The sequence below is a fragment of the Nocardia sp. CA-135398 genome (assembly GCF_050955845.1).
Classification (GTDB): Bacteria; Actinomycetota; Actinomycetes; order Mycobacteriales; family Mycobacteriaceae; genus Nocardia.
The window spans coordinates 2,159,937-2,184,452 of the sequence record NZ_CP192084.1 but is presented as its reverse complement, the minus strand read 5'-3'; the positions used below and the strand labels follow the sequence as shown (position 1 = coordinate 2,184,452).

Annotated in this window: 15 protein-coding genes; 5 read left to right on the top strand and 10 right to left on the bottom strand. The window is 68.9% G+C overall.

Features of this window, described 5'->3' with window-relative positions:
* Positions 1-40 precede the first annotated feature (40 nt).
* Genes ACQP1T_RS09730 through ACQP1T_RS09695 form a run of 8 tightly spaced genes read right to left on the bottom strand, consistent with a single transcriptional unit; the run spans position 41 to position 18,770 of the window.
* Positions 41-1,024: a fused (3R)-hydroxyacyl-ACP dehydratase subunits HadA/HadB gene (locus ACQP1T_RS09730; protein ID WP_433759616.1), complete on the bottom strand. Its 984-nt coding sequence runs from the start codon at positions 1,022-1,024 to the stop codon at positions 41-43.
* Positions 1,021-3,495, bottom strand: a complete 2,475-nt coding sequence (locus tag ACQP1T_RS09725; protein ID WP_433759615.1) for an FAD-binding protein — start codon at positions 3,493-3,495, stop codon at positions 1,021-1,023. The genes ACQP1T_RS09730 and ACQP1T_RS09725 overlap by 4 nt, the downstream gene beginning before the upstream one ends.
* The gene (locus tag ACQP1T_RS09720) at positions 3,492-4,835 is read right to left on the bottom strand and encodes a class I SAM-dependent methyltransferase (RefSeq protein ID WP_433759614.1); all 1,344 of its coding nucleotides are present in this window, start codon (positions 4,833-4,835) and stop codon (positions 3,492-3,494) included. The genes ACQP1T_RS09725 and ACQP1T_RS09720 overlap by 4 nt, the downstream gene beginning before the upstream one ends.
* A complete protein-coding gene (gene hsaA / locus ACQP1T_RS09715; RefSeq protein WP_433759613.1) occupies positions 4,832-6,226 on the bottom strand; it encodes a 3-hydroxy-9,10-secoandrosta-1,3,5(10)-triene-9,17-dione monooxygenase oxygenase subunit in 1,395 nt (464 codons plus the stop codon). The genes ACQP1T_RS09720 and hsaA overlap by 4 nt, the downstream gene beginning before the upstream one ends.
* Positions 6,227-6,243: 17 nt before the next feature.
* Positions 6,244-6,972 (bottom strand): class I SAM-dependent methyltransferase, encoded by a 729-nt coding sequence (locus ACQP1T_RS09710; protein WP_433759612.1) that lies wholly within the window; start codon positions 6,970-6,972, stop codon positions 6,244-6,246.
* The gene (locus ACQP1T_RS09705; RefSeq protein ID WP_433759611.1) at positions 6,969-14,495 is read right to left on the bottom strand and encodes a condensation domain-containing protein; all 7,527 of its coding nucleotides are present in this window, start codon (positions 14,493-14,495) and stop codon (positions 6,969-6,971) included. The genes ACQP1T_RS09710 and ACQP1T_RS09705 overlap by 4 nt, the downstream gene beginning before the upstream one ends.
* Positions 14,492-14,989, bottom strand: coding sequence for an OsmC family protein (locus ACQP1T_RS09700; RefSeq protein ID WP_433759610.1), 498 nt, complete (start codon positions 14,987-14,989; stop codon positions 14,492-14,494). Before ACQP1T_RS09700 ends, ACQP1T_RS09705 begins: the two co-directional genes overlap by 4 nt.
* Entirely contained in the window at positions 14,976-18,770 is a 3,795-nt protein-coding gene (locus ACQP1T_RS09695; protein ID WP_433759609.1) for an amino acid adenylation domain-containing protein, read from the bottom strand. The genes ACQP1T_RS09700 and ACQP1T_RS09695 overlap by 14 nt, the downstream gene beginning before the upstream one ends.
* Positions 18,771-18,884: 114 nt before the next feature.
* Between ACQP1T_RS09695 and ACQP1T_RS09690 the strand changes: the two genes are divergently transcribed.
* Together ACQP1T_RS09690 and ACQP1T_RS09685 are read left to right on the top strand one after the other, a co-directional pair.
* A complete protein-coding gene (locus tag ACQP1T_RS09690) occupies positions 18,885-20,006 on the top strand; it encodes an aldo/keto reductase (RefSeq protein WP_433759608.1) in 1,122 nt (373 codons plus the stop codon).
* A 43-nt stretch (positions 20,007-20,049) separates the two neighbouring features.
* Positions 20,050-20,724: a class I SAM-dependent methyltransferase gene (locus ACQP1T_RS09685; protein WP_433759607.1), complete on the top strand. Its 675-nt coding sequence runs from the start codon at positions 20,050-20,052 to the stop codon at positions 20,722-20,724.
* 217 nt (positions 20,725-20,941) lie between these two features.
* Here ACQP1T_RS09685 and ACQP1T_RS09680 read toward each other — a convergent pair whose 3' ends face one another.
* Together ACQP1T_RS09680 and ACQP1T_RS09675 are read right to left on the bottom strand one after the other, a co-directional pair.
* The gene (locus ACQP1T_RS09680) at positions 20,942-21,343 is read right to left on the bottom strand and encodes a hypothetical protein (RefSeq protein ID WP_433759606.1); all 402 of its coding nucleotides are present in this window, start codon (positions 21,341-21,343) and stop codon (positions 20,942-20,944) included.
* Between the two features lie 265 nt (positions 21,344-21,608).
* Positions 21,609-22,196 carry a helix-turn-helix domain-containing protein gene (locus ACQP1T_RS09675; protein WP_433759605.1) on the bottom strand — a complete coding sequence of 196 codons (588 nt, stop codon included), beginning with the start codon at positions 22,194-22,196 and terminating at the stop codon, positions 21,609-21,611.
* Positions 22,197-22,283: 87 nt separating this feature from the next.
* Between ACQP1T_RS09675 and ACQP1T_RS09670 the strand changes: the two genes are divergently transcribed.
* The 3 genes from ACQP1T_RS09670 to ACQP1T_RS09660 all read left to right on the top strand — a co-directional run bounded on the left by ACQP1T_RS09670 (position 22,284) and on the right by ACQP1T_RS09660 (position 24,488).
* Entirely contained in the window at positions 22,284-22,781 is a 498-nt protein-coding gene (locus ACQP1T_RS09670; protein WP_433759604.1) for a DinB family protein, read from the top strand.
* A 21-nt stretch (positions 22,782-22,802) separates the two neighbouring features.
* Positions 22,803-23,816 (top strand): alpha/beta fold hydrolase, encoded by a 1,014-nt coding sequence (locus tag ACQP1T_RS09665; RefSeq protein WP_433759603.1) that lies wholly within the window; start codon positions 22,803-22,805, stop codon positions 23,814-23,816.
* A 237-nt stretch (positions 23,817-24,053) separates the two neighbouring features.
* Positions 24,054-24,488, top strand: coding sequence for a hypothetical protein (locus ACQP1T_RS09660; protein ID WP_433762585.1), 435 nt, complete (start codon positions 24,054-24,056; stop codon positions 24,486-24,488).
* Positions 24,489-24,516 lie beyond the last annotated feature (28 nt).

Genomic DNA, 24,516 nt, shown 5'->3' with positions numbered 1-24,516 from the left:
GCAGATAGTACATCAGAATCTGTATTCAGAACATGATGTACTAATTGGCCAGAACAACTGTGGCTGTGGCCCGGCCCAAAATCGATGCACCGTCGCAGTACGCGGCGAGTGCTACAGTCGCGCGGGATGCGTCGGGATCCACTGCCGCGACCGTGCCGGTGAATTCGATCGCGGCGGCTCGGCGTGTGGTGACGTGGACGGGGTGGGCGAAAACCGCGGAGTAGTCGAGTATCGCTGTCGGATGACCGATCCAGGCGGTCAGCGCGGCGGCACCCAGGCCCATGGTGAGCATGCCCTGGGCCAGGACGCCGGGAGTGTCTGTGGCGCGGGCGATATCGTCGCTCCAGTGGATCGGGTTGAGGTCGCCGCAGACGCCCGCGTAGTTGACGAGTTCGCCGCGTGTCAGGTGGAAGGTCCGCGACGGGAAGCGGTGTTCCGCAGGGGTATTGCGTGACAGAGCACCCGCCGGGCGGGAGGGGAAGGACGGATCGGCCGCCGGGGTTCCGGGCGACTGCGGTTTTGGTACCGGAATATCTTGCAGGGCAATATTTTTCGCGATCTCACTGATGCGTTCTCCTTCGTTCCCGCTGCGTCCGGCGAGGGTGGTGTGCACGGTCTGGACCGGCCCGGTGTCGCGATCGCTGATCACGGTGGTCAGTGCGATGATGTCGCCGCCGATGATCGTGCGCCACGAGTCCACGGTGATCTCGTGGGTGAGCCGGTCACCGGCGAGGACCGGGCGGTGGCAGTGGATCTCCTGCTCCACCTGCAGTAGCCGTGCCGGATCGTAGCCGTCCAATGCGATCCGCAGCAGTTCCCGCTGCGCGGCCGTCACGGTCGCGGAGGCGAAGGTGATGGGCGCGAGGATCACGGGGTAGCCGACGGTGTGTGCGGCCGTGTCGTCCCAGTGTGCCGGGTGGAAATCCTGGACCGCGCGGGCGAATTCGCGGATTTTCTCGCGCCCGACCTCGTAGTGGTCGTGGATGCGGTACACCTGCCCGACCGTCGGGTGTCCCCGCGTCACGACGGTTTGCGCGCGGCGAAGATGCGCTGGCCGTGCATGGCGAGTGCCTCTTGTGGAGCGGGGAGCACCGTCTGGGGTGGCAGTCCGGCGGCGCTGAGTAGTTCACGCCATTCGGATTCGGTGAGGAAGATCCGGTTGGTTCCCGCGCGGAGATCGTGCTCGCCTGCCCGGGTGCGGCCGGGGCGGGCGGACATGAGGAAATGCATGGAGGTGAGCAGTTGGCAATGTTCGCGGCAGGATTCGATGAAGATCAGCTCGCCCCCGGGCTTCAGCAGATCGTGTAATTGCCGCAGCATCCGGGCGCAGTCGTGGGCATTGTGGAGGACATTCGCGGCCACGATGATGTCGTACGGTGTCTGGTCGGGCAGGTCGGTGTTGAGGTCGACTTCGCCGTAGCGCACCCACGGGTAGCTGCCGAAGCGGTCGCGGGCCGCCGTCAGGAAGAACGACGACACATCGGTGAAGTAGTAGTCGACGCCCCGGCCGTCCAGGGTCGGGATCAGGTTGGCGGTCGTACCGCCCACCCCTGCGCCGAGTTCCATGATCCGCACCGGCCGCCGGTCTCGGGCCAGCTCGTCCACCGCCTGCGCAACCAGCTCGGCCGCCGCGGTGTTCAGGTAGCGGTTGATCGGGTTGTCCCGGTAAGCGGCATCGGCGGTGAGCAGGTCGGCGTCGGGGAACAGCAGTTCCTGGGCGAGGATCCGGTCCTGTAGCAGTTCGGGCAGCCGCCGGTTCGCCTCGTCGAAGAACCGTGCCAGCCGCGCGGGGAAGCCGAAGTCCGCGCATACCTGGGTGATGCTCGCTCGTACGGGGGTGTCGGCGGCACGCAACGCGGTGTATCCGCGCGTGGGATCGTGGTGCACCCACCCGCGATCGGTGAGTTCGGTCAGCCAGCGCCGCAGCAGCCAGCGGTGGCGCGGGTGGACGCCGAGCGTGGTCGCGATCTGTTCCTCCGTGCGGGCCGCGCCCTCCGGCAGTGCCGGGCGCAGTGCCGCGGTCATGGCGCGCAGGCCGAACCGATCCAGATCCTCGCGCGCGGAAAGCACCCGCCGCGCCTCGCGATCCGTATCCTTCCGGGTCGCACTGCGGTCCCGGTCGGCGGGCGGGATGTTGTGGTTGCAGCGGAAGGTGTTGTCCGGATCGTATTCGGCTTTGATCCGGCGCAGCTTGTCGTACGTGGCGGGCGGATAGGCGCTGCGCACCCGCTCCGGGGACGCGGCGTCGTCGAGAATTCCGATGTAGGGACCGCCCGCCGAGCACCCTTGCACGGCCGCGGTGACCTCGGCGATCCACTGCCGCGAGGCCCGCAGGTCGGTACCCGGCGGTCCGCCGGAGAACAGCACCATGTGATAGGCGGCGTCGTGGAATCCGAATGCCGTTGCCTCCGAAGGCATTCGCCGCACCGCAGCCCCGAGTTGGTGCACCGAGATCAGCGAGTACGGCGTCGGCATGCGCGCGGCGAGCTCGACCAGTGCATCGACGGCGGTGTCGTCGAAGGCGCGCAGCCATTCCGATCCGGTCGCGGTGCCGTGGCCGTCGTGGAAAGCCTGTTCGGTATTGCGTTGCAGGTCGGGATATTCCAGCGGGCGGATCAGATCCAGTTCGGCTTCGCCGATGCGGCGCAGCCGCCCCAGCACGTCGCGGGCCTGCTGTTCGGGTCCGAGATAGGCCGCGGTGATGGCAGCCATCGGCGGACCTTCCGGCGCGGTGGGCGGCCAGTGCAGCAGGGTGGCGCGCAGCGCCAGCTCATCGGGAGCCTGCGCGCACAGTTCACGGAAGCGCCGGAAGACGGTGCGCGCCTGGTCGAGCCGGAACAGCAGCGTTCCGGCTTGCAGGGTGCGGATGGGGTGCAGCTCGAGCTCGAGGGCGACCACGATCCCGAAATTGCCGCTGCCGCCGCGCAGCGCCCACAGCAGTTCGGGATGATGGTCGGGCGTGGCGTGCACCAGGCGACCGTCGGCCAGCACCACGTGCGCGGAACGAACGTTGTCGCAGGTGAATCCGAACGATCGTTGCAGCCAGCCGGTGCCGCCGCAGACCGCGGTGCCGATCACGCCGACGGTGGACACGTCGGCCCCGGTGACCGCGAAACCATGCCGATGACACTCTTTGTCGAGCTCTGCCCAGGTCACTCCCGCCGAGACGACGGCCCGGCGGGTGACGGGGTCGACGGTCACGGTGCGCAGCGCCGACAGATCCACCAGCAGTGCGCCGTCAGCGGTGGCGTGGTTGGCGACCTCGTGCCCGCCCCCGCGCACGGATACCGCCAGCCCGTGCCGGTGCGCGAGCGCTACGGCCGCACGGATGTCGGGGACTCCGGTGCAGCCGACGACGGCCGCGGGGTGCTGGTCCACCGCGGTGTTCCAGCGTCGGCGCGCGAGGTCGTAGCCCGGATCGCCCGGTGAGTGGACCGGCCCTCGGCAGGCGGTGCGCAGTGCGGACAGCACGGCGATATCGGATGTGATGGTCATAGGACGACGGACTCCTCGGCGACGACAATGGCGGGCACCGACGCGACGAGCGACTGCTCTTCGAGATGGTCGGCCAGGACTTCGGGTAGACGCAGGCGCACGAACCGATCGAGCGGGTCGGTGCACAGCCGCGCGACCGCGCTGTCGTCGACGGCTTCGACACCGACGTGCTGTTCCGGCCGACCGGCGGCCAGCACGCATCCGTCCGCGGAGTCGAGGAGCACGGCCGCGTCGGGCGGTATAGCGGCGGCCAGTTGCGCGGGCGTGGCCGCCGCCCGATTCTCCCTGTCCAGCAAGGCGTTCGGGATGCCCGTGACAAGGACCGACGGCTCGCGCAGGGCGGTAGCCAGCGCGGCGGGCCAGGAGCCGCTCGCGCTGCCGGGCAGTTCGTGCCACGCGACAGTGCGCGTTGTTGCCGGTTCGGGCGCGTCGACGGTCAGCACGATGTCATAGCGATACCGGGTGAGTTCGGTGTCGGCAGCGAACGGCTTCGCATGGCAGGCGACGCGGACCACCCGTTCGTGTTTACCGGCCAGACACGCGAAGAACCTTGGGTCACAAAGTAATTCCTCTTCAGCTGACAGTCGCGCCGCAGCCCGCCGCGCCAGATCTTGCGCGGTGGCGTCGGGATGCCGGGCGGCTTCGACCCAGTGCGCGAACGCGGCAGCGCTCGCCAGATTGCGGATATCCCCGACCACGACCGCACCGCCGGGCGCCACCAGATCGAGTGCGTCCTCGAGCACCGCCGTGAGATACGCGGCGTCCGGGAAACACTGGGTGACACTGTTGAACACGATGCGCTCCGGCGCGACCGCACCGACCGAGCGCAGCGCGTCCACGACCGGTGTCGCGGTGAGCTGGTGCGCGCCGGCATGCACTACCCGCACCCCGGGCAGCGCCTGAGCGCGCAGCCGCTCCACGGCGGGTTCGGCCGGATCGAGTCCGACGTAGCCACGGGTATGCGGATGAATACGGTGCGCGAGCAGGCCACTGCCACAACCGACTTCGAGCACCGTCTCGGGGTCGCCGCGTAGCACGAGACGCACGGCATGGTCGATCCAGTCGAGCATGTGCGCGCGATCGAACGGCGCTCCGGTGTCGGAGGCACGCCACCCCGACAGGTCAAGGTCGTCACCGTGGCGCTGGTCGGCGGCGGCGTAGACATAGGAGTAGACGTGGCGCCAGTGCTCGAGGTGCTCGGTCAGCAGCGCGCCGGGCGCGGGCCGCACCGCCAGCGCACTGGCGGCCGGGTGCACAACGATCGCCTCGCGATTCGCGTCCCAGTACGCGGACCGCACCCACGGGTGCGCGGCGACGAGAGAAACCAGGCGAGCTGTCACGGCTGTCGCGCCTCCGCCCCGGAAACCGCCTCGGCCTGCGGAGGATTCGGCTGCGCAAGCCCCGGAATCGCGGCCGCTGTGCCTGAATCCGGTCCCGGCACAGCCGCGGCGGACTCCGGCGTACCCGCATCGTGCGGATTCTGTTGTGCGGCAGCGAGTTCCGCCGAGCCGAACATCCGGTACACCCGCTCCGGATCATTGGCGGCGTGTGCCCGTCCGGCGTGGGCGTCGCGCCAGCAGCGCTGGATCACGCTGTCCGGGCGCAAGGCTCGGCCACCGGAGTTCTCGAAAAGCCGGTCCACGGCGTAAATGGCGCGTTCGGTGCCGCGCACCTGGTCGCGGCGCAGCCGCAGTCGTTCCGATGGCGTGATCGGGGCGCCCGCCGCGGCGAGGTCGTGGAGGTGGCCGATGTTGTGGGTGAGCAGCAGCCAGGCGGCGTCGAGTTCACCGGAGGCTTCGGCGATGCGGGTGAGCGTGGCCGGGTCCTCGCGGAACGCGTTGCCAGTGAAGCCGCTGTCCTTGGTGGCGTCGCCGGGCAGCGCCACCCGTATCCGGTCGCGCTGCTGGTCGAGGTGGGCGTGGTAGCCGCCGCGCGCCATGCCGATGATGGCGGCGGTGATGGCGCTGGTATGGACGCAGCCGAACGGGATGCGATACAGCGGGCCGTCGTTGACAGCGTTCCCGGGGGTTTCACACCTGGTAACCGAGGTAGAGTCCAGCATCCGGTGGGCCGGGACGAACACGTCCTCGACCACGATGTCGTTGCTGCCGGTGCCGCGCAGGCCGACGGCCTGCCACACATCGTCGACGGTGTAGTCCGTGGCCGGGACCAAGAAGGTGCAGGAGTCGACCGCGGCGTCGCCGTCCATCACGCGCGCACCCAGCAGCGCCCACGTTGCGTGGTCACAGCCGGAGACGAATCCCCAACGGCCGCTGAGCCGGTACCCGCCCTCGACCGCAGTGGCGGTACCGGTCAGCGCGTAGGACGAGCAGATGCGAGCATCGGGATCGCTGCCCCACACTTCGTCCTGGGCGGCGCTGTCGAACAGGGCCAGGTTCCACGGTGAGATGCCGAGCACGGCGGCCACCCAGCCAGTGGATCCGCACGCCGCAGCCAATTCCGCTACGGCGGTGTAGAACTCGGCCGGGTGCGCCTCGTACCCGCCGTGGCGGCGTGGCTGCAACAGCCGGAAGACACCGGTCTCGGCCAGTTCGTCGATCGATTCCACCGGAATTCGGCGGGCCTGCTCGGTCTTGGCCGCGCGTTCGCGCAGTGCGGGCAGCAGCTCGCCGATGGCGGCACGCACGGCCGCGCTAGCGTCGGCCGACAGGGTCGATTGGTCGGGCACGGCCGTAGCTCGGTCGAACACCGCGGCAATGGGGTCGGACATGGCGAAAGTCCTTCGTCTCATGGGTGCTTGGTGAACCGCAGCAGTCCGGTTGCGGTGTCGGTGGACGCCAGACTCAGCCCCGCGGCGTGGGCTTCGCGGGCGAGCCGTTCGGCGGCGGCGGGCCACACGCGGTGGCTCGCGACGACTTCCCGCAGCAGGCGCTCGTCGTGATAGGTGCGGTAGGTCATGTGCCAGACCAAGGATTCGGCGTCCACCGGCTCGGCTCTGCTCCAGCCCTCGTAGCGCAGCAGGCCGGCGCGGGCCTGGGTGTAGCGGCGTTCGGGTGAGACCTCGACGCACCCGGGCCGCTGCACCTCCACGACCGCCGTACCGTCCGGGGCCAACGCGGCGGCGATGGCGCGCCACACCCGAGGGCGGGTGGCGGCGTCGAAATGCCCGATCACGCCGAGCGCCACCACCGCCGAACAATGCGCGGGCAGCTCGGCGTCGAGGAATCCATAGGGCAGCACGGTGATTCGCTCGCGCAGATCCTTGCGGGCGGCCAGTCGCGACAGCAGCACCGCGCGCATGGCCGGGGCCGGTTCCACCGCGACGATCCGCGCGTCGGGCACGGCGTCGGCCACCAGCATGGTCGACAGGCCGGTGCCCGCGCCGATGTCGAGCACGGGCCCGGCGACGGTGTCCACCTCGGCGAGCAGCGCGGTGAGCGTTGGCTCCACACTCGCCACATACGGTGTGGCCATCAGGTCGTAGAACTCGGTGGCGGCCGCGTACTCTTCGCTCACCGCACCGTCCTGTTCACCCGAGCCAGCAGCTCCGTAAGCTGGTGCGCGACAAGGCCAACCGCTGGTGGCCGCAGCAGCGCGTAATGGTGTGCCGCGATCGGCCGCGAGTCGATGGCGGCAGCGGTGTATGCCGCCCATCCCAGATCCGCCAGGTCGGCGCAGTCGTCGACACCCATTCCGACACCGGAATTGCGCGGCGACGGCAGTTCGGCACGGATCAGCAGTACCTCGAGCCCGTCCCCGTCGAGCGGGCCGGTGGCATGCTCCCCCAGCGCCCGCAGGTGTCGGCGGAAGATGCTCTCCCGCAATCGCTTCTCATCCGGTGCGCCGCGTTCGGCGAGTCCGGCGGCGGCCATCCGGCGCTCTGCTTGCGCCCGCTGTTCCGGTTCGGATAGCGCTTCGAAATCCTTTCCGAGCGGACCGGTGTCGAGATCGATATCCAGGAATGCTTCCAGCGAGCCGAGATACCGTGACCAGAACGCGGCGCCCTCGACGTGGTGGATGCGGTCGGCGATATTCGCGTCCAGCAGCACAAGCATCTCCACTGTCTGCCCGGCCGCACGCAACCGTCGAGCCAGTTCGTGCGCGATGATGCCGCCCATGGACCAGCCGCCGAGCCGATACGGCCCCTCGGGCTGACGCTCTCGCACGACCCGTTCGTAGACCTCGGCCAGCCCGGCGATGGTCTGCGGCCCCGCGGCCCCGGCCAATTCGGGATCCTGGATGCCGATCACGGGCCCGTCGGTGCTGATGGCGCGAGCCAGGTCGAGGTAGCACAGCACATCACCGCCGGTGGGGTGCACCAGGAACAGCGGTCGTCCCGTGCCCTCGCGCAGCGGCACCAGGCAGTCCCGCGGACTCGGCGCGTCCGTGCGCCCGGCGGCCGTCGCGACGGCCGCGAGGGTGGGATCGGCGAGGAACTCCCGCGGGGTGAGCGTCAGCCCTAGTTCGGCCCGCATGCGGGCGAGCATGCGGATCGCCATCACCGAATCGCCTCCGGCGCTGAAGAAGTCGGTGCCACGGTCGATGTCGGCGACGGGTTCCAGCAGCCGAGCCCACAGCTCGCCGATCGCCTTCTCGGTGTCGGTGGCGGGCGGCCCGCCGGGTGCGATCCGGATCGGTGCGTCGATGCGCACGGCGGGCCGTTCCGCGGTCGGCAACGCGAGGGCCTGGGTCCACACCTCGGGACGGCGCACCAGATCGATGACCCGATCACAGACCGCGATGAACAGCTCATCGAGGACACCCGGCGGGAACAGTTCGGCCACCGCGTCGAGGTTGACCACCACCGAGTCGTCCCAATCCCATTGGAACACCTGCATATCCAGCGCCACCTGAGGTGTGCGCACGCGCTGGTAGAACTCGCGCACATCCACAGTCTCGGGGGTGCCGCCCGGCGGGTGCAGGCCGAGTGTGCTGTGGAAGACGACCGGCGCCTGTGGTGCGGTGTCGCGTCGGCGGCGGCTCAGCTCGCGCACCACCTCCACGCCGGTCACCTGCCCGTGGTCGAGCATGGTGGCCATGGCCTCCTGGATGTGCTGGGCCGCGGCGGCGAAGGTTGCCGCCTGGGGCAGGGCCACATCCAGTAGGACGGTGCCCGCGTAGGGGCCGATGGCGTGGTCGAGATCGCGGGGCAGGTGCAGGCGGTTGAGGTAGAGCACGTTCAGCAGGAACCGCCGATGTCCGGCCATCGCGGCCAGCGCCAGGGCGTAGCAGGTGGCGAAGGCGGTCGTGGGGGTGATGTGGTGTGCCGCGCAGTGCGTGCGCAGCACCGCCATCTGTTCGCCGGTGACCCGGAATTCCCTGCGCTCGAGGGTGTCCGGGCGCACTTGGTCGAACGGGACCGCCAATGGCAGTGCCGGTGCGGTGGGCAGCTCGTCCATGCGGTCCCACCACCAGTCGCGCTGTGCCTGCCATTCGGGTTCGCCGCGCTGGCGGTTGATGGTTTCCACGTAATCGCCGAAGTGGGCGGTCAGCGGTGGCAGCACGGTATTGGGGTCGTCGAGGTAGGTGAACAGTTCGGTGAACATCAGCTGCACCGACCAGCCGTCGGCGACCAGCAGGCTGCACACGATGTGCAGGCTGAGTTCGTCACTGGGCAGCCGCACCGCGGTGATGCGGAAGGGCCACGGGTCCATACCCGGTCCGGTGTGCTGCATCTCGGCACGCGTGTCGGCGAGCGCTCGCGCGACCTCGGCCGGTGTGGAGCGCAGGTCGACGGTGGTTATGGGCAGGGCCGTCAGACGTGGATCGGTGGCCGCGAGCACCTGTTGGGCGCCGTCGGGCAGGAAGATCGCGCGCAGCATGGGCTGGCGTTCCACCTGCCGACGTACCGCCTGCTCGACCGCGCCGGGATCGATGCCGTGCAGCCGGAAGTCGACGTAGTTGTGTGCGGAGTCGTAGCTGAGCGCGTACCCGTGCTGCTGGCCGACCCAGTACGCCTGCTGCAGCGGGGTGAGCGGGAACGGGGCGTCCGGATCGGTCTGTCGCGCCAATTCGATGGCGGGCAGCGCGGATTCGGAGCGGCGCTCGGTGATGAGCGCGATCAGGTCGGTGACGGTGATATCACCGACCAGGTCGACCACGGGCACGGCCACACCGAGTCGGCCGCGCACCATGGTCGCCATCCGCACCGCCAGCACGGAGTCTCCGCCCAGGCCGATGAAGGTCGAATCGGGGCGCACGACACCGGATTCGAGCGACAGGACCCGCTCCCAGATCTCCGTGACGACCCTGGCGATGTCGTCGGCGGCTCCCAATCGCGGCCCGTCCTCGGGTGCGGTCCAGGCGCCGGGCTCACCGGCCAGTCGGCGCAGCCAGCTCACGTAGGCGGTGAAGGCGGTGTCGGCGGCCTGCGGGTCGAGGACGGTTTCGAGGACGTCCCATTGCACCCGCAGCGCTCCGGCCTGGACGAAGGCTTGATGGTCGAGCCACACCTGCGGGGTCTGGCTGACACCGTGGGTGATCCGGCCCGCCCATTCCAGATCCGGGTCACCGCCGACCAGCTCGGCGACATCCAGGGCGCTGGTGAACACCACGGGCAGCAGGTGCCGCTGCCCGGTGCGGCTGGACAGGTCGGCGAGCACGTCCAGGGCGGAATAGTCGCGGTGGTCGATATCGTCGAAAAGCCGCCGCTGAGTGCGCGCCACCCGCTCGGCGAACGACCCGCCGACGGTGCGGTCCACTTCGTGGGCAAGCAGGGTGGTGAAGTCGCCCACCACATCTTCTATTCCGGGTAGCGCGGCCGGACGGTCCACCAGGGTCAGCGACAGCGTGAACCGGTCGTCCCCGGACCAGGCCGCCAGCACGTCGGCGTAGGCCGTGAGCAGCACCGCCGAAGGGGTGACGCCATGGGCGGCGGCCAGCTGCCGCAGGGCCTGCCAGTCACCGGGCGCGAGCCGGTCGGCGCGGCGCGCGAACCAGGGCTGTGCCTGGGTGCGGGTCCGGGTCGGCAGCTGCGGCGGCGCGGGCAACTCCGGTAGGCGCTTCTGCCAATAGCCCAGCGCCCGTGCGGCTTCCGGACGATCGGCACGGTCGCCGATGCGTGCCACGTAGTCGGCGAAGCGGGTACGCACCGGTGCCTTCACCGCGGCCGGGTCGAGATAGTGGTCGCGCAGATCGCGGTCGAGGATCAAGAAGCTGCCCGCGTCGCAGATCAGTGCATCGATGCCGACGAACAGCCGTGTTGTGTGGTCGTCGAGCACCGCGGCCCGCACATCGAACAGCGGCCAGCGATCCGGGCGGTGCACCCGGTGCGAAAGCCTGCGCCGCAAATCGGCGAGCGTCTCCTCGCGCTGCTCGACCGGCATCGCCGCGAGATCATGCCGTCGAACCCGATAGTCGGGCACGTGCTCGAGCACCTGGTTGCGTCCGTCTTCGGTGATCACCGCCCGCAGCATGTCGTGCCGCCCGATCAACGCGTTCCAGGCCCGCTCATAACGATCGAGATCCAGGTCGGTGCAGTCGTATTCGAGGTAGATGTGGCAGGCGACGTCGCTGAGTCCGAAGGCCCCCGACCGCCCGACCCAGTAAGCGTGCTGCACCCTGGTCAGCGGAAACGGCGCGCTGTCGGCCTCCGGTTCCGCGCTTGCCGAGGCGGCTGGTGTCGGGGTGACCGCCGCCGACGTCGAGACAGTCGGGGCCACCGAAACCCCCATGGCCGCGCCGCCGCGGGACGCGACCCGCCGACGGTCCAACAATGCCGCAAACGCGGAAACCGTGGAATGCGAGAGCAGTTCGCGCATCCGCAGATCGGTACCTTGCTGGTCGTTGACCCGTTCGAGCATCCGTGTCGCGGTCAGCGAGGTGCCGCCGAGCGCGAAGAAGTCGGCATCCGCGCCGGTCACGCTCTCGCCCAGCAGTTCTCCCCACAGCACGGCGACGATGCGCTCCGAATCCGTAGCCGGAGCTGACTTGCCCGCCGTAGCGGTGCGACCATTGGTGGGCAGTCCTGACTGGGTCCGAATCGAATCCTGTTGCACCGCAGTGTCATGCGGGTCATCCAGAACCGGTGTCAGTGGTGGCCGAGTCGACGCGGCAATCCGCGATTCCGCTACCGGATGGAAAGCTTCGGCCGAATCCGGCGCCGAATCCGCAGACGACTCCACCGACTCGACATCCGAAGTCGGGCTTGCTTCCGACGCAGCGGTCAGGATCGAATCTTCTTGAACTACAGCGGTATACGTGTGCCCCGGCGACTGTTCTCCCGGTAGCGCCGGAATCGTGGCGGCTAGCCGGTCCGGTGCGGCTGCCGCCCGCAAGGTTTCGGCCGTCTCCAGTGCCTGCACGGCGGCAGCGGCACCGTTCGTGGCCGGGTCGATCGGGTTCGAGTTACCTATCGGCGCCGCGAGGAGCCCGCTGCCGAGTTCGGCGGGTGGGTCGATCCAGGTCCGGCGACGGTCGAAGGGGTAGGCGGGCAGTCGTACCCGCCGACGCGGCTGGTGCGGGGCGGTGACATCGATATCGATACCGCCGCACCAGAGTTCGCCGAGAGCGGCCAGAAACGCGGAGCGCTCTTCGTCCACTTCCCGGCCTCTGGTCGCGCCGGATTCGGCGGCGTCCGGAAGCGTGGTGAGAGCGGTAGTCGTCGAGGTGCACCGAATACGGCGCGCGAGAGCCGCCAGTGTGCTGCCTGGCCCGGCCTGCACGATCGTGGCCGGTTCGGCGGTGGCGGCCGAGAGCGCGGCGCTGAAGCGGACGGGCTCGACCATGTGCCGCGCCCAGTGGTCGGTGTCGAGGGACCGCATGGTCCGGCCGGTGAGCGTGCTGTAGAGCGGCAGAGTGCCTGGTGTGGCGGATATTCCGGCCGCGGCAGCTCGCAGGGGTTCGGTCACGGCGGCCACGCTCGGCGAATGCAGCGCGGCCGCCACCCGTAGTCGGCTGGTTCGAATTCCCGAGCCGGTCAAGCTTGCCGCCAAGGCGTCGAGCGCGGGTTCCGGCCCGGACACCACGCAGGCGTCGGCGGCGTTCACCGCGGCGAGGGCCAGGTCCGGGTAGCTGGCGAGTTCGCGCAGGGTTTGCGATTCGCCGAGCGCGACGGCGAGCATGCCGCCGGGCGCGGTGGCGGCCAGGGCCCGCGAGCGTACTGCGACCAATCGGGCGGCATCGGGCACGGTCAGCATGCCCGCGACGACTGCGGCGGCGTATTCGCCCAGGCTGTGGCCGAGTACGCCGTCCGGTTCGACGCCATAGGCGCGCAGGGTGGTCGCGGTCGCAAGGGATACGGCGAACAGCGCGGGCTGGCCGAGGCGGATGTCGTCCACATCGTCCGAGGCCGCGCGGCCGGTCACGATACCGCGAATGTCGTAGTCCAGCAGAGGTTTCAGCGCGTCCGCGCATTCGTCGACCACGCCGGTGAACACCGGTTCGTCGCGGTACAGACCGGCCCCCATCCCCGGGTATTGTGCGCCCGCGCCGGGGAAGGCGAACACGATCCGAGAGCGTTCGGACGGCACTTCCCGCATGGTGATGGCACGCGGTGTGCTGTCCCCGCCGCTCAGCAGAGCCACGGCGCGCCAACCGCTTTCGGTGTGCGGGCCGCTGGATGCAGTGCGGGCGTAGTCGGCGTGGGTGCCGTCGGGGACGGAGATGTCCAGCTGCGCATCGCAACTGGACTTCGAGGCGGCCGACACCAGCAGCAGCTGCGCACCGAGGTCGGTCACCTCGCCGGGCACGACAGTGGGCGCTTGTTCCAGTACCGCATGGCAATTGGTGCCGCCGATGCCGAATGAGCTCACTCCCGCGATGCGGGTCCCATTACGTTCCCGCCACTCTCGTGCGTGTTCGGGTAGCTCGAACAGTCCGTGCTGCCTGCCCAGTTCGGGATGGGCCGGGTGCGCGTGCAGGGTGGCCGGAATACATCGGTGGTGCAGGGCCAGTGCGGTCTTGATGAGCGAGGCGATACCGGCGGCACTGTTGGTGTGGCCGATATTGCTCTTGACCGAGCCGAGCAGGATCGGATCCGGCACCGTCCGTTCACCGAAAACGGCTGCCAGAGCGGTCAATTCGATCTGGTCGCCGAGCACGGTCGCGGTGCCGTGGGCTTCGATCAGGTCGACGGCGTTCGCGTCGATATCGGCGACGGCGAGGGCTTCGGCGATCACCCGCGCCTGTCCGGCCGCCGAAGGCGCGGTGAATCCGGCTTTCCCGGCTCCGTCGTGGTTGACGGCCGTGCCGCGGATCACCGCGTAGAGGGGGTCGCCGTCGGCGACCGCGTCGGCGAGCCGCCGCAACACCACGACGCCCGCGCCTTGGCTGTGCACCATCCCGGTACCGTCGGCGGCGAACGAGCGGGTGTGTCCGTCGGCGGAGAAGATGGCTTCGGGCACATGCAGATAGCCGCGGCCCTGCGGCACGATCAGTGAAGCACCACCGGCGAGGGCGGCGTCGCATTCATCGTGCAGCAGCGACTGGACCGCCATGTGCACTGCCACCAGTGACGTCGCGCAGGTGGCCTGCACGGCGACCGCGGGCCCGGTCAGGTTGAGCCGGTAGGAGATCTGCTGCGGGAAGTAGTCGGTGAGCGTTCCCATGTCGGCCTGCAGCAGGCCGAGCGGATCCTGTCGCGCGCGCTGCCGATAGGCGGCGAGAGCGGATTCTCGGTAGTCGCTGTGCGAGGCACCGGTGAACACGCCGATCTCGCCGAGGCCGCCACCGGCGCGGTGGCCCGCGTCGCCCAGCGCGTCCCAGGCGCATTCGAGCAGCAGGCGCAACTGCGGATCGAGCAGGGCGGCGTCGTGGGCGGTCAGGCCGAAATGGGCCGGATCGAACTGCTCCTGCCCGGCGATGACCGCGCCGACGGGCACGTAATTCCGGTGGCGGCGAACGTCTTCCGGAACGCCGCGGGCCGCAAGTTCGGCGTCGTCGAAGCGGGTCAGGCCCTCACGCCCGGAGTCGAGCAGCTCCCAGAACGATGCCAGGTCCGGTGCGCCCGGAAAGCGGCAGGCCATTCCGATGATGGCAATGGCATTGTCGTCGAGACCATCGCCGTTGTCGTCGAGGATATGTGCGTTGTCGTCGGTCACGCCGCGATCTCCATTTCCGACTCGACGGGCACCTGCCCGCGCAGCATGGCCAGCACCGGGCACGATTGCTCGACCAGACGTCGCAGCTCCTCGTAGCGGGCGGGTTCGGCGGGGCCGCTCAGGTTCGCGCGCACCAGGATCCGGCCCGGCTGTGTGGGGTCGGTGACGCCGAAGACCGGTCCCAGGTCCAGATCCGCGGTCACGTCCACGGTGAGCGTGTCGATGTCGATGCCCAGTCGGGCGGCATGGAATCGGTAGGTGACCGCCTGGCAGGTGCCAAGCGCGGCCAGCGCCAGCCCGATCGGATCGGGACCGGCGTCACCGCCTCCGGCGGGGACCGGTTCGTCGACGGTGAACCGGTGGCTGCCGATGCGCACGCTCATTTCGGTGGGTGTTCCGGGCCGGTGCTCGGTGTGAGCGGTGAACCGCTGTCGGCGTTCGGTGCCGCGCAGTAGTGCGGCGCGCAGCCGGTGCACGGTGTCAGTGAGCGCCATGCGCTGTGAGCCTCGCTTTCGATCGGTGGGCGCGCCGGCGCTGTCCGCGGGCGACGGCCGCTGTGAGGTCGATGCGCACGCCGGGCGTTCGGTGCGCGGGTGCGGCATCGGCGGGATGGGTGTGCGCGGCGATCCAGGCCGCCAGGCGACGGACGGTGCCGTGCCGGAAGATGTCGGGGACCGTCAGCGCCGGGGTCAGGTGCCGAAGGCGGCGGTGGGCCCGTACCAGGGTGAGGGATGTCGCGCCGAGGTCGTAGAAGGGGATGGTCGGGGTGACGGAAGGGCCGAGCAGTTCGGTGAAGACCCGCGCCACAATGGATTCGATGTGCTGCCGCCCGGCGGCCGGGGCGGGCGGGGCGATGGTCAGTTCCGGCGCGTGCGCGGGCCGAATCGCGGTCACCCCGTGTGCTTGGGCATGGTCGCGCAGCAGGGTCAGCCATTCCGCACCGATGGCGGGATCTGCTGCTTCGGCGTCGGCCGGTTCGAGCCGTACCGTGAGTGTCAGCCCGCGCTCGGCGGCATGGCGTGCCGCTTCCACGAGCCAGCGCGCGGATGTGTCGTCCACCGTGGGCTGGGCTGTTTGCCCGTGGTCCGGCTCGGAGACGTCGATGTCGCTGCGGCGGAATGGATTCGGCAGGCGGATTTGATCGACCTTGCCGTTGGCCGTCAACGGGATCGAGTCGAGGCTGACCCATCTGGTCGGCACCATGTAGGGCGGTAGATGGCGGGCCGCATGGGCGGCGAGTTCGGTGGTGTCGACGGGGGCGTCGCCGGTGACGAGGTAGGCCACCAACCGGGGCCGCTCGTCCGTACCGGGCACTGCGGCCGCGACACCGCGCCGCACGCCGGGGAAGCGCCCGATCACGGCCTCGATCTCACCCAGTTCGATGCGGTGGCCGCGGATCTTGACCTGCCGGTCGGCGCGGCCGAGGAATTCGATGTCGCCGTCGGGACGCCAGCGCCCGAGATCCCCGGTCCGGTACAGCCTGCGGCCCAAGCGAGCGTTCCAGGCGAAGCGCTGCGCGGTCTGCTCCTCGTCGCCGACGTATCCGCGCGCCAACCCGGCCCCGCCGATGTACAGCTCCCCCGCCGCTCCGACCGGGCAGGGTCGGCCGTTCTCGTCGTGCACCAGGAACTGCTGCTCGCGCAGCGCCCGACCGTAGGGGATGCTGGTCCACTGCGGGTCGATGCCGTCGATGGGATGGGCGATGGACCAGATCGCGGCCTCGGTCGCGCCGCCGAGGCTGATCACGCGGACATCGCCGATCACCGCACGCAGCCGATCGGGCAGGGACAACGGAATCCAGTCGCCCGACAGCAGCATCAGCCGAAGTGAGCGCAGTTTCGCCGCCGCCTCGGGATCGGCTTCGGCGTACTCGACCAGCATCTCCGCCAACGCCGGTGCGGTGTTCCACACCGTGATCCGGTGCGCGGCAACCAGATCGCACCAGTGCCCGGGATCGCGCAGCCGGTCGGCGTCGGGCACGACAAGACCGCCGCCGACGCCGAGCACGCCGAACAGGTCGTAGATCGACAGGTCGAAACTCAACGCCGACAAGGCCAGGACTCGATCCTGCGGCCCGACCGCGAAACGGTCGTTGATGTCGTCGAGAGTGGTTCGTGCGGCCCGATGTTCGATGGCGACACCCTTCGGCTCACCGGTCGACCCCGAAGTGAAGATCACATACGCGAGATCGTCTGGGGCATTGTCGGGCCCGTCGCCCTCGGCGGGCGCGCGTTCGGCTGCCACGTCGGTGCCGAGTTGATGCACGGTGACCGTCGCGGGCAGGCGCGCGGCGGCCGCCCTGGAGGTCACCGCGTGGGCGATCTCGGCGCGTCGGCACACCGACGCGATCCGCGACTGCGGCCAGTCCGGCTCGATGGGAACGAAAGCCGCTCCGGCCCACAGAATTCCGTAGGCCGCGACGACCTGATCGGCCGATTTGGGCAGCACGACGGCCACGTGGTGCTTCGGGCCGACGCCCGCTGCGGTGAGCCGGGCTGCCAACGCCCGCGCCCGCCGCTGCAGCGCACCGTGGGTCAGCACCTCCGAGGCGGCGAATACGGCTGGTGCGTCGGGATCGGAGCGGGCTTGCAGGCGCGGTGGGTCGATGAGCAGCTCGCCGGGGCCGCGGCGATCGGCGGGCAGTTCTCCGATCGTCGCGAAATGCGGATTCCAACCCAATTCCGCACTGTCCCAGGCATTGTCGTCGTCGGCGAGGGTGCGGAGCAGCCGCATATGCGCGCCGAGCATGTGCGCCACGAATTCGGCAGGGAACGCCTGCTCGACGGCATCCCACGCCAGCCGCAGGCCGCCGTCTTCATCCCAGACGATATGGTCCAGTGCCACCTGGGGTGTCTGGGAGACACCGAATACCTCCGTGCCCAGCCATGCCGCCGCGCCCGACCCGGCTTGGCCGAGCCCGACACCGCTGGTGAAGACGATCGGATAGCGCGGACTCAGCTCACCCGCCTGGGCACGCTGCACTTCCACCCCGCTGTAGGACCGATGTTCGAGATCGGCCCAGAAGCGGGTGTTGACCCGTGTCGCGAATTCGGTGAATCCGTGCCACGCCAGCAGGTCGAGGGCGGGCAGTTCGACCAATGCCGTGGTGCTGAAATCGCCGAGGACACTGTCGGCTTCGGTGTCGGGGCGGTCGAAAAGCGTGGCATTGAGGCAGAACGGGTCGGTCGCACCCCAGCGCGACAGCGTCACCGCGAAGGCCGCCAGCAGGACAGCAGTCGGGCTGAGGCCGCGCGCCGCGGCCTTCGCGGTCAGCGACGACCACTGGTTAGGGGAGAGCCGGTCCTGGTGGCGGCGGAATCGTGCCGCCGGAATCTGTTCCGCGGCAAGGGCATACGGAAGTCGCGGACCCGGCGGCAGGTTCGCCGCGCGGGATTGCCAGTATGCCCGGTCGGCCTCGCGCCGCTCGCTGTCGGCGGTGCGACGCTCGCGCAGGATGCGCAGGAACGACGACGACGGTGCGGGCAGTTCGGCGGCGGGATCGGTGACGAACCGGCCCCATTCCCGCATGAGCTGGATCCAGCTCGCCATGTCCAGCACGATGATGTCGAAGCCCACGAACAGTCGCAGTCCACCGTCGGGCAGCAGTGCGGCGTGAATGTCGAACAGCGGCCAGGTCGCGGCGTCGCGTACCTGATGTGACTTCCGTTCGCGCAGCTGGGCCAGCACACCTTCGGGCTCGGGACGGTCGCGCAGATCGGTGACACCGATCGAATACCACTGCCCGGGTGGATGTACCCGCTGGCGTCCCTCATCGGTAATCGTGGCGCGCAGCATGTCGTGCCGATCGACCACCCGATTCCACGCCGCCTCCAGCGCCCGCACTTCCGCGTCCACATCGGTGCGCGTGAACAGTGTTGCGGCACGGTCGAATTCGAAGTAGTAGAAGGTCGATACGCCACCCAGCGGCATGCCGGGTTCTCGTCCGACCCAATACGACGCCTGAATCGGCGTCAACTCCTCCTCCAGCACCGACGCCTCGGCCGGTGCTGCGACAGCCACGCCCGTCTCGCGTTCGGATTCCGTTGTCCCGCTGCGCTTGTCGACCTCGGTCAGCAGCGTCTCCAGGGTCGCGCCGAGGAAGGACTCCATGGGCACGCGTATTCCGGTGCGCTCGACCAGCCGCAGATGCAGGCGCACGGCAAGGAAGGAATCCAGGCCCAGTTCCTGCAATCGCCGGTCTGCTACCAGTTCGCCCGGCGCGATGCCGAGAACCGTTCCGACACAACGTCGGACTTCTTCACCTGTTGTCGCCATCCCTAGCCCTTGCTCGGCAGTTCCAATACGCCTACAGTAAACGATATTGACAACGGTTTTCAATAAGTGTGCTCGGCGGTAGCCTCGGGTGCCGAGCACGAGAGGAGTTTGCCGATGAGCGACCAGGCGCGGACCGCCAACCGATCCGCGGTCCCGTCCAGCCGCGCGCTCGACCTCGACAGCTACCGGCTGCTGGGCCGCTCCGGCCTGCGCGTGTCACCAATGGCGTTGGGCACCATGACCTTCGGCAACGACTGGGGTTGGGGAACCGATAAACCAGAGGCGCGGCGCATCTTCGACGCCTATGTCTCCCGCGGCGGGAACTTCATCGACACCGCCAACCAGTACGCGAGCGGCACCGCCGAGGAATGGCTCGGCGAGTTCGCCGCCCCCGACCGCGAATCACTGGTGCTGGCAACGAAATACACCATGCTGCGGCGTCCGGCCGACCCGAACTCCGGCGGCAATCACCGCAAGAGCATGGTGGCTTCGGTCGAGTCGAGCCTGCGCCGGTTGCGCACCGACTACCTGGATCTGCTGTATCTGCACATGTGGGACGGCCTGACGCCGACCGACGAAATCCTGCGCGCCATGGACGATCTCGTGCGCGCGGGCAAGGTGCTGTACCTGGGGGTCTCCAATACCCCGGCCTGGCAGGTCGCCCGCATGCAGACCACCGCCGACCTGCGCGGCTGGTCCCTGTTCATCGCGCTGCAGCTGGAATACCATCTCGCCGAACGCACTGCCGAACACGACATGCTCCCGATGGCCGACGCGCTGGGTCTCGGCGTCGTCGGATGGTCGCCGCTCGCGGGCGGCGTGCTCACCGGCAAATACACCCGCGCCGATCTCCCCGGCAACGGCCACACCCCGGCCGTCGGCAGTTCCCGCACGCATCTGATCCACGCCAACGGCTCGCTGACCGAGCGGTCCTTGACCATCGCCGACACCGTGCGCGAGATCGCCGCACAACTCGGGCGATCTCCCGCCCAGGTCGCCCTGGCGTGGATCCTGCACAATCCCGACGTCACCGCGCCCACCCTCGGTGCCCGCACGCACGCGCAGCTCGCCGACAACCTCGCGGCACTGAGCCTGACCCTCGACGACGATCACCTGCGTCGCCTCGACGCGGTCTCCGCCACCGCGGCGGGCTATCCGCACAACGTCCTGGCCCGGCCGATGGCTCGCCACAGCATGTTCGGCGACATGCGGATCCAGGCCAGCACGCGCGCTTGACCGCACCCACCGAAAATCCACCGCCGACTGGAAGCGAATTCCGATGTCCCTCGTCGATACCTTCACCGACCGCATGCTGCGCCGCCCACGCGGACGCCTCGCACGGATCATGTGGCAGGACATGAAGGCCCACCACGGCATCTTCGCCGACACACTTGCCGCACTGAATCTCTCCCCCAACGACCGACTGCTCGAAATCGGTTGTGGCGGAGGCACCTTCGCCGCCATGGCGCTTGCCTCCGGCTGCCGGTTGACCGCCGTGGACCACAGCGCCGACATGGTGGCACTCACCGAGGCCGCCAATGCCGACGCCCTGCGCGAGGGCAGCCTCCAGGTCCTCGAGGCCGACGCGGAGGAATTGCCGCTGCCCGACCGGCAGTTCAGCTGCGCCGCGACAATGAACACACTCTTCTTTGTGGACGCCGCGAAGGCACTCGGTGAGCTACGACGGGTCCTGGAACCGGGCGGGCGACTCGTGATCCACACCGTCGCACCGCAATCCCCGCGCAAGATCCTTCCCGGCCCGGTCGCGCGTCGCATGCGATTCCACACCGACGACGAACTCCGCACGCTACTCGAGTCCGCCGGATTCGGGGAGATTCACCTCACTCGCATCGACGGTGCCTTCCAGCTCGCCAGCGCAGTCCGTCCCGCGGATACCTCCGACAGCACCGGCCCCGAACCCGCGGAACAACTTCGAGACGGCTCGCACGCGTAGGACCACAGCCGACTACCGTCGGTCGGCCGGTTTCTCGCAGTCGGCGATGACGATGCCGGAGCAGTGACCGCCGCCCAGACCTCGAGTACTCACGAACGCACTGAAATGCCGGCTGTCGCATGTTTCCCAACGGCTACGTCGCCGCACCCGGAGGTTCTTCGCCGAGTCGCGGGATCCGGACAGGACCCCGCGACCAGCTGCACCGAACCGGGACCCGTCAGGCGTCGAGGGCCGCGGTGATCTTGCGGGCCATCGCAGCCACAACAGGGCCGGGCTCGCCCTTGCCGAACCCGGCCGCGGCTTCCACAGCCACCAAGACGGTGTCACGGAAGTTGTCGACCTCCTCCGGATGCTGCGTACCCAGCAGCCTCATAGCGGCAGTCAGACTCGGCAGCACCTGATCGGCCAGCTCGGCGACCGACTTGCCGTGCAAATGGATGTCTTTGGACTTGGCGGCCAGCACATGCCCGACCAGCCCGGTCGCCGAAGTCAGCGCGATGGAACCGTGCGTGATGCCCTTGTGCGGCGCACCCGCGGCGGCCATCAGCGCCACAGCGCCATAGCCGGCGGTGCGCAGAGTGCTCTTGTCCTGGTCGGTCAGGGTGATGGTGATGGACATGTCGTGTACTCCTCGAAATCAGTGGTGGCACTGAACCATCGGTGCCGATCGTTTTGTTCGATGAACACACTGTCCCCGCGCCGCCTGACACCGGCCTGACACACACCTGACACCCGCACTGACACCGCAATCGACCCATCAACGCGCTAGCGGCCTGGCTATGACCGTGCCGAACACACCCCTGCCGACCGGGCCGATGTCGCCAGCTGAAAGCCAAGCGCCGCAGGCTTTTTGGTCCGAATCAACCGCACCAGGTGAGTCATCCCTAGCTCACCGATGCGGGGTCGGCGCGTACGTGTGCACGCATCCCTTGCGGGCCGAACAGGATGAGTAGTTCGACCACACCGCCGTCGGCGCTGCCCAGCCAGTGCGGCAGGGAGGTGTCGAATTCGGCTGCCTCACCGGGCGGCAAGGTCATGGCGCGCTCACCGAGCACAAGGCGCAGGCGTCCGTTGAGCACGTACAGCCATTCGAAACCGTCGTGCGTCTGCGGAGTCGGTTCGAGCGGTTCCGGCCGCGCGGGGATGATCATTTTGAACGCCTGTATCCCACCAGGCCGCCTGGACAGCGGCACGAAGATCATCCCGGACCGTCGGATCGGTTTCAGGTGGATTCGCGGATCGCCGGTGCGCGGGGCGCCGACGAGATCGTCCAAGGGAACGTCGTAGGTGCGGGCCAGCGGCAGCAGTAACTCGAGGGTCGCTCGGCGCTGCCCGCTTTCCAGCCGGGACAGGGTGCTCTCCGATATCCCGGTGCTCGCCGCGAGGTCGGCGAGGGTGATGCCGCGGTCGCGCCGCAGCGCACGCAGCCGTGGCCCCACCGCGTCGAGTACATCGTCGGTTTCGCGATCCACGAGGCCATCTTGCCGGAACAGCAAGATGGGGTGCCAGATCGTGGTGTGGGTGGCAAGACTGAGCGAATGCCGACGGAAGAAGCCTCGATGAACACCACGCGTCGTCAACGCCGCCGCGATACGGCGCCGCCGCGGACCGGCAGCAGCGAGACCGAAATCCTGCGCGGCTTCCTCGACTACCTGCGTGCCGCGATCGCCGCGAAGGTCGACGGCGCGCCCGAACCGCAGGTACGAACAGCCGCGGTGCCGTCGGGCACCAACCTGCTCGGCCTGCTCCACCACCTGACCTTCGTCGAACGCTCGATGTTCCTCGGCGACAACGTCACCGACTGGCAGGCGACATTCCAGGCCGCACCGGCCGATAGCGTGGCCGATGTCGTCGCCCGCTACCGAGACGCCGTCGAGTGCGCCAACGAAATACTCGACGGCTGCACCGATCTCGGCGCACCGGTCCCTCGACCGCGGTCGGACCGTCCCGCTCCCAGCATCCGCTGGGCACTGACCCACATGATCGAGGAGACCGGCCGCCACGCAGGCCACGCGGACATCCTCCGCGAACTGATCGACGGCGCCACCGGCCGCTGACTTCATCCAGAACAGGACCACATGATCACCGCAACCCGGCCGCACGGCTGGCTCCGCTCCACGCGCACGGTCGCCACCATCGCACTCGCGCTCCTGCTCACGACGGGGACCGCGGCCTGCTCAACGACACCCGCCATCCCCTCCTATGCCGCCGCCACGCACGGGGATACCGAGTTCGAGAACACTTTTCAGCACAAGTTCGCCGACATCGACGGCATCCGCATGCACTATGTGACCGGCGGCCACGGCACGCCGGTGGTGCTGATCCACGGCTGGCCCCAGACCTGGTACGGCTGGTGGCCGATCATGCCCGCACTCGCCGAACGCCACACCGTCTACGCGGTCGACCTCCCCGGACTGGGTGACAGTACCGGCGCACCGACCGGCTACGACAAGGCCACCCTCGCCCGGTACGTGCACACCCTGATCGCCGACCGGCTCGGAGTGCGCGACGCCCGAGTCGTCGGACACGACTGGGGTGCCGCCATCGCGTTCGAGTACGCCGACCACTTCCCCGCCGACACCGCCCGCCTCGGCTACTTCGACCTGCCGCTCCCTGGCCCCGCGATCGATGCACGCACCTACCGCACGCTGAGCTGGCACATCGCCTTCCACTGCCAGCCCCGGGTCCCCGAGGCGATCGTCGGCGACCACGTCCGCGAGTACCTCGCCATGTTCTACCCGCAGGTCTCCTTCGGCGGCACGGCATTCGGCGGCACCTCGGAGCGGTCCCCGTTCACCGACGCCGAGATCGACGAATTCGCCCGCACCTACAGCAGACCTGCGGCACTGTCGGGCGGCTTCGAGCTCTACCGTGCTATCGACGAGGACGTCCGCGACACCGTGGCGGCCCCACCGACATCCGTCCCGACTCTGCTCCTGACCGCCCAGGGCCAACTCGACGCGATCCGAGCCACCGTCTCGCCGCGCCTGACCAACATCGTGCGAGCCGTGGACGTCCCGCACGCGGGACACTGGCTCGCCGAGGAGAATCCCCAGTTCGTCGCCGCGGAACTCGAACACTTCCTCGACTGACGACGCCCAGATCCATCCGCGCGTACATCCGTGGCTTCGCCCGATCCCAGCCGCGAGCCTGCGGGCAAGGTCATGCTCGCATTCATCGCGAGGCGCAGCACAATCCCGGCACGGTTGAGAGCTTCCGAACAAACAGGTCAGGCCCGGTTAAAAACCGGGCCTGACCTGTGATTTTCTGTGGACGTTGGGGGACCTTACTACAACACGAACACGCAGGTAGAAGCACTGGAAAAGTTGTTGGCCAAGCTGCCGAACCCCACCGTCACCGCTCCTCCGGCGACCAACCGGCCCGCACCGACCCGCCCACACCAACTCGACCGGCGACTCACCGACACTGAACGAGCAGCGATCATCGCCGGGTACAAAGCCGGTCGCTCCGCCAAACAGCTCGCCACCGAATGGCAACTCGCCAAAGCCAGCATCCTCACGATCCTCCGAACCGGAAACGCCAACATCCGCCAACAACGCCGACTCTCCGACGACGAGATCGATCATGTCGTCCTCAGCTACAACCACAGCGAATCGCTATACCGCATCGGGCAGCGCCTCGGCGTCGCCCACACCACCGTATGCACAGCACTCCAGCGCCGCGGCGTCGCCAGACGAGACACCCACGGCAGGCCGCGGTATTGCCCGACGGAAGGGTTTCGGGTCGCGCCTGTTCTGTTCTAAATGACTGGCAACGAACGTGGCTCGTACC

Coding starts and splice junctions, on each gene's coding strand:
- ACQP1T_RS09670 (WP_433759604.1), top strand. CDS start 22,284: ATGAACACCACGCGTCGTCAACGCCGCCGCGATACGGCGCCGCCGCGG.
- ACQP1T_RS09690 (WP_433759608.1), top strand. CDS start 18,885: ATGAGCGACCAGGCGCGGACCGCCAACCGATCCGCGGTCCCGTCCAGC.
- ACQP1T_RS09680 (WP_433759606.1), bottom strand. CDS start 21,343: ATGTCCATCACCATCACCCTGACCGACCAGGACAAGAGCACTCTGCGC.
- ACQP1T_RS09725 (WP_433759615.1), bottom strand. CDS start 3,495: ATGACCATCACATCCGATATCGCCGTGCTGTCCGCACTGCGCACCGCC.
- hsaA (WP_433759613.1), bottom strand. CDS start 6,226: ATGTCCGACCCCATTGCCGCGGTGTTCGACCGAGCTACGGCCGTGCCC.
- ACQP1T_RS09695 (WP_433759609.1), bottom strand. CDS start 18,770: ATGGCGACAACAGGTGAAGAAGTCCGACGTTGTGTCGGAACGGTTCTC.
- ACQP1T_RS09685 (WP_433759607.1), top strand. CDS start 20,050: ATGTCCCTCGTCGATACCTTCACCGACCGCATGCTGCGCCGCCCACGC.
- ACQP1T_RS09700 (WP_433759610.1), bottom strand. CDS start 14,989: ATGGCGCTCACTGACACCGTGCACCGGCTGCGCGCCGCACTACTGCGC.
- ACQP1T_RS09665 (WP_433759603.1), top strand. CDS start 22,803: ATGATCACCGCAACCCGGCCGCACGGCTGGCTCCGCTCCACGCGCACG.